The following is a 10527-nucleotide window of genomic DNA, read 5'->3' as shown; positions in this document are numbered from 1 at the left end:
GCGGTTCGTGCCGAATCCGTTCGCAGCAGGTGAACGACTCTATCGCACCGGAGATCTGGTGCGCTGGCGCGACGATGGCGCGCTGGAGTTTTTGGGGCGGCTTGATACGCAGGTGAAGCTGCGGGGCTTCCGCATCGAGCTTGGTGAGATCGAGGCAGCACTTGCGGCACAGGAAGGCGTTGCCCAGGCTGCAGCGGTGATCCGGGAGGATGGCGGCGGCAAGCGCCTGGTCGCCTATGTGGTGGTGCATCCGGAAGCGCCGACCGACATCAGCGAGCTGCGGCGGCACCTGCAGCAACTGCTGCCGGACTACATGGTGCCATCGACGATCGTCAGGCTCGACCACCTGCCGCTGTCGCCGAACGGCAAGCTCGACCGCAACGCGCTGCCGGCGCCAGACCGCAATCGCGAGGCCGACGATCAGCCGCCGCGCAATCCGGTCGAGGCCGTGCTGGCCGGGCTGTTCGCCGAGGTCCTCGGTCTCGACCGCGTCGGCATCAACGACAACTTCTTCGAACTCGGCGGTGACTCGATCCAATCCATGCAGCTTGTGGCGCGTGCGCGAGGGGTGGGGGTGGCGATCACGCCGCGGCAGATCTTCCAATATCAGACGGTCGCGACGCTGGCCCAAGTGGCGGATCGGTCGCAAATCATCGCCGATGTCGACAGCGCGCCGCGCTGTGCTCCTCTCACTCCCATTCAGCACTGGTTCTTCGAACAGAGCGGACCGGTCAAGCACTTCAATCAGTCAGTCCTGCTCGAAGTACCTGCAGATATCAAGCGGCCGCGGCTCGAACGTGCGCTCGCATCCCTTCTCATCCATCACGACATGCTGCGCAGCCGGTTTGTCCGAGACGCGACCGGCTGGCGGCAGGAGCTGTCGACTGTCGACGAAGTCCCCGTGACGCTCGCGCATTTTGACCTAGCGGAGCTCGCCCCCGACGCACGGATCGCGCAGTTGCAGATTGCTGCGACCACGCTTCAGCAAAGTCTCGATCCCGTCGCGGGCCGGCTGGCCGTTGCTGCCTGGTTCGATTTCGGCGTCGAGACGCCCGGCCGCCTTCTGCTCGTCATTCACCACCTCGTCGTCGATGGTGTGTCTTGGCGGATTTTGATCGAGGATCTCATGGCGGGCTATGATCAACTCGAACGCCATGAGACCATTACGCTGCCGGACAAAACCGCCTCGTTTCCGTCCTGGGCCACGCGGCTTGCGAGCCACGCCCAATCAGCGGAGGTCTTGAACGAACGGGACTTCTGGGCTGGAGCCTGCCGTGACGCGCCGGAATTCCCTGTCGACCGCGTCGTCGATTCGCGTTGCGCGACCTATGGTGAAACCGAAGGCTTGACGACCGAATTGTCTGTCGACGAGACCGATGCGCTGCTGACTATGGTGCCGAAAGCCTATCATAGCCGTATCAACGACGCCTTGCTCACGGCACTCGCTGTTGCTTTGACGGATTGGCGCACGGCCCGAGGTGATACCGGAACGGCAACGCTCGTCGATCTCGAAGGTCACGGTCGCGAAGACCTGTTTGCGGCGGTTGATCTGTCACGGACCGTCGGTTGGTTCACGACCATGTTTCCCCTGCGGCTCGATGCAGGACAGCTGGACATCGCCGAGCTCAAGGAAGGCGGACCGGCTGCCGGCACCGCGCTGAAGCGCATCAAGGAGCACCTTCGTCAGGTGCCGCGTGGTGGTATCGGCTGGGGATTGTTGCGCTATCTCAACCCGCGGACCGCGCGTGTTCTGCGATCGTTGCCACCACGGGCTTCGATCAGCTTCAACTATCTCGGACGTTTCGATGAGAACAGCGAGACGGGCTGGCGTCTCGCAGGCGAGAGCGCCGGCGCACAGATCGCGCCGGAGCGGGGCAGGGACCATCTGCTCGAAGTGGTATCGCTCGTGAGCGGCGGCGGCTTGCGCCTGGAGTGGCGCTGGTGGCCGGCAGCGCATGATCGCGCGTCGATCGCCGATTTGGCTGACCGCTTCACGGCCGTGCTCCGTGGCCTGATCCGCCATTGCTCCGAACGTTCCTTCGGAGAGTTCACGCCGTCCGACTTCCCTTTGGTTCGGCTCGAGGAGGTGCGGCTTGCGAGCTTACAGCAGCGCTATGCTGACATCGAAGATATCTGGCCGCTCGGGCCGATGCAGCACATCATGCTCGCGCATGCGCAGCGGTCGCCGGACAGTGTCGCTTATCACGAGCAGATCTGGCTGAGGCTGGAGGGCGAACTCGATCGTGCTGCCTTGGAAGCCGCTTGGTTCGAATTGGCGGCCCGACACCCTGTGTTGCGCGTCGCGTTTCCGAGTGACCAAGGTGAGCCCGTGCAGATCGTGCGACGGTGTGCGAAGCCGCCGTGGAGCGCCGCAGACTGGTCGTCGCTCGCGGCTGACCTCATTGATCATCATCTGCAGGAGTTTCTCGGCGAGGATCGCAAGCAGGGCTTCGACCTTGCTGCAGGAGACGTGCTCCGCGCCTCCTTGCTGCGGCACGCGCCTGCGCGCCACACGCTGGTCCTGAGCTTTCATCATCTGCTGCTGGACGGATGGTCGATCGTGCCAATGCTGCGCGAGTTCATGGAGCTCTATCTTGCCGCTCGTCGAGGTCGGCGAGTCCTGTCCGCACCGCGATCTTATCGCGACTATCTCGCCTGGCTGGCCTCGGTGGATCGAACGGCGAGCCGGGCTTTCTGGCTCGACCGCCTGGAAGGTGGGGCGTTGCCGTATCGCCTCAACTTACCACAAGGAAACCCCGCCGCCCCTGCGGACACGGCCGGAGAGCATCGCGTGACGCTCTTGGAGCGGCTGACGGCTCGGCTTCAGTCCGCTGCACAATCCCGCCACCTGACCCTGAATACGTTGGTTCAGGGCGCATGGACTTTGGCTCTTGCGCGCCATGCGAAGAGCGGCGGCGAAATCGTGTTCGGGATGACGACCGCCGTCAGGCCGGGCGAATTGCCAGGCGTCGAACAGATCCTCGGGCTATGCACCAACATTCTGCCACGGCGGGTTCAGATCGATCCGGCCACGCATGTGACGGATTGGCTCGCCGATTTGCAGGCGCGGCAGGTGGAGGAGCAAGCCCACGATCGATGCCCGCTGCAGGAGATCCAACGCTGGATCGGTGCGCCAGCCGACCAGGCGCTGTTCGAGGCGGTCGTCATCTTCGAAAATTATCCGACCGGGAGCTCGCTTGCCAGCAGCGCGGCCGTCGCGCCGGATGACATCAGCATTGCTGCAACCGGCAGCTTCGAGGCCGGCATCGATTTTCCGTTATGCCTGGTGATCGCGCCCGGCACGCGGATGAGTTTCCGGCTGATCTTCAGCCCGCGACGCTTTGATGCCACTGCAGTGAAATGCCTGTTGGACGATGTCGTCGAATGTCTCATGGCAATCGCGGCCGATCCCGAGCAACGGCTAGGCTCGCACTGGCAGGAACCTCCAGGCCGTGCGACGCCTGTAAGCGCAAGACGAAGCGAGCCAACGGCGAGGGTCGATCAGACTGAGCCGGTATGATGCCGAACGGCACGTCAAGGCGCGCGCGACGTGTCCGCTTGCCGGGTACGCCGCGGATGCGAGCCGACGATGCGCGGCTCGACGCCCGACCAGCGCCGCAACCGGCCGCCGAGCGATCGGGTTCGAGCAGCGAGGTGCCGCTATGGCGGGAGATGGTGCGGTTTGCGATCCCGCAGACCGCAAGCGCCGCGCTGCAATTGCTGTCCGGCACCATCACCGCCATCTATTTTGGGCAGCTTCTCGGACGATCGGCGCTTGCCGTCGCTTCCGCCTTCTTTCCGGTGTTCTTTCTGCTCGTCTCTTTTCTGATCGGGCTGATCTCTGGCGGCATCGTGCTGGTCGCGCGCGCCCATGGCGCTGGCGACGCGCTTCAGGTCAAAAGCGTTACCGGAACCACCCTCTCTGTCTGCGCTTTGCTCAGCATTGCGATCGCAATCGTGGGTTACCTCGTCTCTCCCGAGCTGCTCGCCATCATGGCGACACCGTCAGACATCATGTCGCCGGCCATCGACTACGCGCGCGTGACGTTCGTCTCGTTGCCGGCCCTGACATTGCTCTTTGCGTATACGTTCCTTCTGCGCGGTACTGGCGATGCGCAGACCCCGCTGCTGCTGATGACCCTGTATATCGGCCTCACGCTGGTGCTGACGCCGGCCTTGATCCAGGGGTGGTTCGGGTTGCCGCAGGTCGGTGTGACCAGCGCTCCATGGGCCAGCCTCATCGCTTGCGCGGTATCGCTTCCGGTCCTCGTCGCCTATTTGCAGCAGCGGCGGCATCCCATGGCGCTCGACCGGGAGCTCATTCGCCAGCTTCGGATCAATCGAAACATCGCCGCGCCGTTTTTCGGCATTGGCGTGCCCAGCGGGATTCAGACCGCAGTGACCTCCCTGTCGGAAGTCGCAATGGTCACGCTGATCAACCCGTTTGGATCCGGCGCGACTGCGGCCTATGGTGCCGTCAACCAAGTGGTCGGATATCTGCTGGCGCCCATGCAAGCTGTCGGGCTCGCTGCGACCGTCTTTGCTGCGCAGGCGATCGGTGCACGCAAGTCCGACCGCTTGGGCGCAGTCACGCGCATCGGAATTGTGCTGGACATGCTGGTCGGAATTCCCACAGTGATCGTGATCGGCGTATTTTCGACCGCCATTCTCTCGTGGTTCGTGGTCGATCCCGCGACTTTGGCGATTGCCGAACGGGCGCTGCTGATCGTGCTGTGGAGCTATGTGGTCGTGGGAATCAACGACGTGCTGGCCGGAATCATGCGCTCGACCGGAACGGTGGTCTGGCCCACAGTGATTGTCCTGGCCGGGATATGGCTGGTGCAATTGCCGGCGGCCTACTTGCTGTCCCGCTCCGTCGGACTTGAAGGGGTCTGGATGGGCTATCCCGCAGGATTCGTCGCCGCTTTGATCGCTCAAGTCGCATATTTTGGATTGGTGTGGAGACGTCGAACCCACGGGGTGACGGGTCCGCGCGTACCATAGCGATCGACGGCATTTCTGTTGGGGCCCCAAGTCGGTGCTCTGCGATCAGCGGGCGCCGCCGTCAGCGCCACCCCATTGAAAAGAATTAGCACCGCGCGCGGGAGGGACTCTCGTCCTCCGCCAACACGTCGTGAGCTCCCGCGCACTAAACATCCTGCGCTGCAGCACGAGAAATCGTGCTTGACTTGTTTAGTAATGCCAAGTCTACTAAACAAAATACTTAACTCGGACAATTGATCCGGGAGTGATCGAGGAAATGCAGAGCGGCGCGTCGTGACCCAACGAGGCACGTCCGATCGTCCGCCCACCAGGCATCTGCCGCAACTCAACGAAAATGGGGGCGGCGCAAACAGGGAGGGAGAGCCAGATGAAAGTGCTGCGGAATTTTGCACTCACGGCGGCTGTTGCTGCCGGGATGGCGCTGTGCGCGTCGGCATCGGCGCGCGCGGAAGGGAAGACCATTACGCTCTGTTGGGCGGCCTGGGACCCTGCGAACGCGCTGGTCGAATTGTCGAAGGACTTCACCGCCAAGACCGGTGTGAACATGAAGTTCGAGTTCGTGCCGTGGCCGAACTTCGCCGATCGCATGCTCAACGAGCTCAACTCCAAGGGCAAGCTGTGCGATCTCATGATCGGCGACTCGCAATGGATCGGCGGCGCCGCTGAGAACGGCCAATACGTCAAGCTCAACGACTTCTTCGACAAGGAAGGTATCAAGATCTCCGACTTCATGCCGGCCACCGTGCTCGGCTACGCCGAATGGCCGAAGGGAACGCCGAACTACTGGGCGTTGCCGGCAATGGGCGACGCCAATGGCTGGACCTACCGCAAGGACTGGTTCTCACGGCCCGAATTGAAGGAGGAGTTCAAGAAGAAGTATGGCCGCGACCTCGACGTGCCGAAAACGCAGATGGAGCTGAAGGATATTGCCGAATTCTTCCAGAACCGCGTGATCGACGGCAAGACGGTCTATGGCGCAGCCATCTTCACCGAGCGCGGTTCAGAAGGCATCACCATGGGTGTGACCAACGCGCTCTATCCGTTCGGATTCAAATATCAGAACCCCGCCAAGCCCTATGATATGCAGGGTTTCGTCAACTCCGACGATGCTGTGAAGGGATTGGAGTTCTACAAGGCGCTTTACAAATGCTGCACCCCGCCGGGCTATTCCAACGGCTATATGCAGGAAGGCCTCGACGCCTTCAAGTCGGGACAGGTGGCGCTGCAGATGAACTGGTTCGCCTTCTTCCCCGGCCTCTACAAGGACCCGAACGTCGGCGGAGACAAGATCGGCTTCTTCGTCAATCCGCAGCAGAAGGAGAAGGGCTCGCAACTCGGTGGGCAGGGCATTTCGGTGGTGGCCTATTCGCCGAACCGCGCCGAGGCGCTTGCTTATATCAAGTGGTTCGCTGCGCTCGATACCCAGAAGAAATGGTGGGCGCTCGGCGGCTATAGCTGCCACAAGGGCGTCTTGAACGATCCGAACTTCAAGAACACCGCGCCCTTCGCCGCCGACTTCCTCGTCGCGATGGACCAGGTGGTCGACTTCTGGGCCGAACCGTCCTACGCCCAGCTTCTGCTGGCAATGCAGAAGCGCGTTCACGACTACGTCGTCGCCGATCAGGGCACGGCGAAAGGTGCGCTCGACGGCCTGATCTCCGACTGGACCAAGGTGTTCAAGGAGGACGGCAAGATTTAGTGCGGATCGCGACGGGCTTATCTCGCGACGATCCGTCGTCAACAGCTGGCCGGCAAGCCCGAGGCTTGCCGGCACTCCTCCCAGACCCGGCTAGCTGAAAAAAGACTGCGCCATGACCGAGCAAACCGGATTGAGCCTGATCGATCGGGCGGCGCTGGTGACCCCGCCGTCGCTGGCACGGCGCGTCCATGGCCTGTCCGAACGCGCGATCGCCTGGGTCTTCATCACGCCAACGATGCTGCTGCTGCTGGCGATCAACATCTTTCCCCTGATCTGGACGATCTGGCTCTCCTTCACCAACTATCGCGCCAACCGGCCCAATGCGCCTGTGCTCAATGTCGGGCTATCCAACTACCAGTCGATCCTCACCGATCCGGATGTCTGGGCGGCCATGACGGTCACGGCGCGGTTCGTGTTCTGGACCATGCTGATCCAGACCGTGCTCGGGTTTACGCTCGCCTGGCTCATTGACAAGAAGTTCCGCGGCCACGGGCTGTGGACCACACTGATCCTCTTGCCCATGATGCTGTCGCCGGCTGTGGTCGGCAATTTCTGGACCTTCCTGTATCAGCCGCAGATCGGCCTGTTCAACTATGTCGTCGCGGCCATGACTGGCGTGCCGCCGTCCTCATTTCAGATGCTGGCCCAGGTACCGCTCGCGCCATGGGCGATCGTGATCGTCGACAGCTGGATGTGGACGCCTTACGTGATGCTGATCTGCCTTGCCGGTCTCCGCTCCATTCCCGATTACATCTATGAGGCCGCCGAGGTGGACCGCGCCTCGCCCTGGCGCCAGTTCTGGTCGATCACCTTGCCGATGGCGCTGCCCTTCATCATGCTGGCGGTGCTGTTCCGCGGCATCGAGAACTTCAAGATGTTCGACATGGTCAATCTGCTGACCGGTGGCGGACCCGGCTCGACCACGGAAGTCGCCTCGATCACGCTGAAGCGGGAGGCATTCGAGAAGTGGCGCACGGGCTATTCGTCCGCGTTCGCGATCATCCTGTTTGTCACCGTCTTTGGCCTTGCCAACATTTACGTGAAGGCGCTCAACCGGGTGAAAAGCCGATGACCGCTGGCCTCGCAACAGCCCATTCCGTGGTCGATCCGTCGCCGCTGACCAAGCGGATCGCGTCTGTGGTCGTGATCGGCTATGCGCTGATCACACTCGTTCCGCTGGTGTGGATCTTTCTGACTGGTTTCAAGTCGCCGTCGGACGCGATCGCCTATCCGCCGAAGATCTTCGCCGCACCGACGCTCGAAGGCTATTGCAACCTATTTACGACGCGGACTCGGCAGGCGCCTGATTATATGGCGAAACTGCCGCCCGCAGCCAATCTCTGCGACCGCATTTCGCGCGGTCGCAACATGGTGGTGGCGGGGCCGTCAAACTACATTCCGCGCTATATCAACTCGCTGGTGATCGCCTTTGGCTCGACGGCGCTGTCGGTCGGACTCGGCACCCTCGCGGCTTACGCGTTCTCCCGATTCAAGATACCGCTCAAGGATGACCTGCTGTTCTTCATCCTGTCGACCCGGATGATGCCGCCGATCGCAGTCGCCATTCCGATTTACCTGATGTATCGCGAACTCGGGCTGTCCGACACCAAGCTCGGCATGATCCTGCTCTATACCTCGGTCAACATCTCGCTCGCGGTATGGCTGCTGAAAGGGTTCATCGACGAGATTCCGCGTGAATATGAGGATGCCGCGATGGTCGACGGCTATACGCGGTTGCAGGCCTTCTTCAAGGTCGTGCTGCCGCAGGCGACCACGGGCATCGTCGCGACTGCCATCTTCTGTCTGATCTTCGCCTGGAACGAATACGCCTTCGCGGTGTTGCTGACCTCCGGTTCGGCACAAACGGCGCCGCCCTTCATTCCCATCATCATCGGTGAGGGCGGCCAGGATTGGCCGGCGGTCGCAGCTGGTACGACGCTATTCCTCATCCCCATCGTCGTTTTCACGGTGCTGCTGCGTAAGCACCTGCTGCGCGGCATCACATTCGGAGCGGTGCGTAAATGAGCCGGATGATCCAGGGACATAGCTTGCCGATCGGACGCTCGCGCTGGCCGCGCCTGTTGCGTCGCGGCCCGATGGAGAGCCTCGCCACGGCCTTGATTGTGGCCGGTGTGCTGATGCTGCTGCAGCCCTTCGCGCTTGTGCTCTACACTTATTCTTTTGTCACCACGCTGATCGGCATCGTGATGTTCACCATCGTTTCCAAATTTCCGGATTGAGCCATGGCCGAGATCCGGATCGACAATCTCGTGAAGCAGTTCGGCGGCTTTGCTGCCGTGCGTGGCACAAGCTTCACGATCGCCGACGGCGAGTTCTTCTGCCTGCTCGGCCCCTCCGGCTGCGGCAAGACGACGACCTTGCGGATGATCGCGGGCTTGGAGCTGCCGACATCAGGCACGATCAGGCTTGGCGGCGAGGACGTCACCTTTCTCCGTGCGCGCGAGCGCGACATTGCGATGGTCTTCCAGCTGTTCGCGCTCTATCCGCATATGAATGTGCGCAAGAACATCGCCTTTCCCCTGGTCTCGATCGGCTTGCCGAGGGCCGAGATCAGGCGGCGCGTCGAGGAGGCCGCTCGCATCCTGCGCATCGATCAGCTGCTTGATCATCCCGTCGGCGGATTGTCGGGCGGCGACAGGCAGCGCGTTGCGCTTGGCCGCGCTATCGTGCGCGAGCCAAAGGCGTTCCTGATGGATGAGCCGCTCGGCGCGCTTGATGCCGAATTCCGTCACATCATGTGCGGCGAGCTGCGGGCGTTGCACGACCGGCTCAAGGCCACCACGGTATTCGTCACCCACGATCAGCTTGAGGCGATGTCGATGGCCGACAAGATCGCGGTGATGAACAATGGTGTTGTCGAGCAGCTCGGCAGCCCACAGGAGATCTACGATCGGCCGGCGACCATGTTCGTCGCCGACTTCATCGGCTCGCCGCCGATGAACTTCATCCGCTGTTCCGGTCGTGTTGCCTCCGGTGCAACGCAGGTGACGATCGACCGGGCCGAAATCGACGTTCCGCAATTGCGGGAGGATGCGACGACGGAGGATCTGGTGCTCGGCGTGCGGCCGGAGCAGGTGACTCTCTGCGACGACGGCGGCTTCCGCGGCGAGGTGTTCGGCACGGAATATCTCGGAACCACGCAGATCGTGACCATCACGACCGCGCATGGCACGGTGAAGGCGCGCCTGCCGACCTCTGTCCGCGTCGAGCGCTCCGAGCGCGTCGGGATGTCGTTCCGTGCGGACCGGCTCTCGCTGTTCAATGGTGTCACGGGTCGCGCGATCCGTACGGCGTTGCACGAACAGCCGGAGAGAGGAGGGCGGCGTGGCTGAGACAAGGCTCAAATCGGTTGCCAAGTCGTTCGGCGCCAGGCAGGCGGTAAACGATCTGTCGCTGACGATCGGCGACGGCGAACTTGTGGTGTTGCTGGGGCCGACCGGTGCCGGCAAGACCACGACGCTGCGGCTAGTTGCCGGTCTCGAAACCCCGGATAGCGGCAGCGTGACGATCGGCGGCATTGATCACACGCGGTCGACGCCGGCTGTGCGCGACGTGACCTTCGTGTTTCAGCAATATTCGCTGTATCCCCACCTGAGCGTTTACGACAATCTCGCCTTCCCCCTGCGCTCGCCAGTGCGCCGGACGCCGGAGGCTGAGATCAAGCGCATCATCGGCCAGGTCGCCGCGATGCTGCGCATCGAGGACAAGCTCGCCAGCCGCGCAACCCAGCTATCCGGCGGCCAGATGCAGCGCGTGGCGATCGGCCGGGCGCTGGTGCGTCGTCCCGCCATCGCGCTCTTGGA

8 protein-coding genes are annotated in these 10527 nt (G+C 62.6%); all 8 read left to right on the top strand.

All coding sequences use genetic code 11. The features are described 5' to 3' along the window. Positions 1-3520 (top strand): condensation domain-containing protein (locus BRAS3843_RS24220; RefSeq protein ID WP_139024959.1); only part of this gene is annotated, 3520 nt, incomplete at its 5' end. Positions 3521-3576: 56 nt separating this feature from the next. Next, entirely contained in the window at positions 3577-5004 is a 1428-nt protein-coding gene (locus BRAS3843_RS24215; RefSeq protein ID WP_035982605.1) for an MATE family efflux transporter, read from the top strand. Positions 5005-5371: 367 nt separating this feature from the next. Then, positions 5372-6703, top strand: a complete 1332-nt coding sequence (locus BRAS3843_RS24210) for an ABC transporter substrate-binding protein (protein WP_008971713.1) — start codon at positions 5372-5374, stop codon at positions 6701-6703. Positions 6704-6815: 112 nt separating this feature from the next. Continuing rightward, positions 6816-7775, top strand: a complete 960-nt coding sequence (locus tag BRAS3843_RS24205) for a sugar ABC transporter permease (protein ID WP_008971712.1) — start codon at positions 6816-6818, stop codon at positions 7773-7775. Further along, positions 7772-8728 (top strand): carbohydrate ABC transporter permease, encoded by a 957-nt coding sequence (locus BRAS3843_RS24200; RefSeq protein ID WP_008971711.1) that lies wholly within the window; start codon positions 7772-7774, stop codon positions 8726-8728. Before BRAS3843_RS24205 ends, BRAS3843_RS24200 begins: the two co-directional genes overlap by 4 nt. Next, entirely contained in the window at positions 8725-8943 is a 219-nt protein-coding gene (locus tag BRAS3843_RS24195; RefSeq protein WP_008971710.1) for a hypothetical protein, read from the top strand. Before BRAS3843_RS24200 ends, BRAS3843_RS24195 begins: the two co-directional genes overlap by 4 nt. A 3-nt stretch (positions 8944-8946) precedes the next feature. Next, the gene (locus tag BRAS3843_RS24190) at positions 8947-10056 is read left to right on the top strand and encodes an ABC transporter ATP-binding protein (protein ID WP_008971709.1); all 1110 of its coding nucleotides are present in this window, start codon (positions 8947-8949) and stop codon (positions 10054-10056) included. After that, on the top strand, positions 10049-10527 hold a 479-nt coding region (locus BRAS3843_RS24185; RefSeq protein WP_035982603.1), incomplete at its 3' end, for an ABC transporter ATP-binding protein. The genes BRAS3843_RS24190 and BRAS3843_RS24185, both read left to right, overlap by 8 nt.

This window comes from Bradyrhizobium sp. STM 3843, from assembly GCF_000239815.1.
In the GTDB taxonomy this organism is placed as follows: domain Bacteria; phylum Pseudomonadota; class Alphaproteobacteria; order Rhizobiales; family Xanthobacteraceae; genus Bradyrhizobium.
This window is presented reverse-complemented; position numbering and strand designations above follow the sequence as displayed.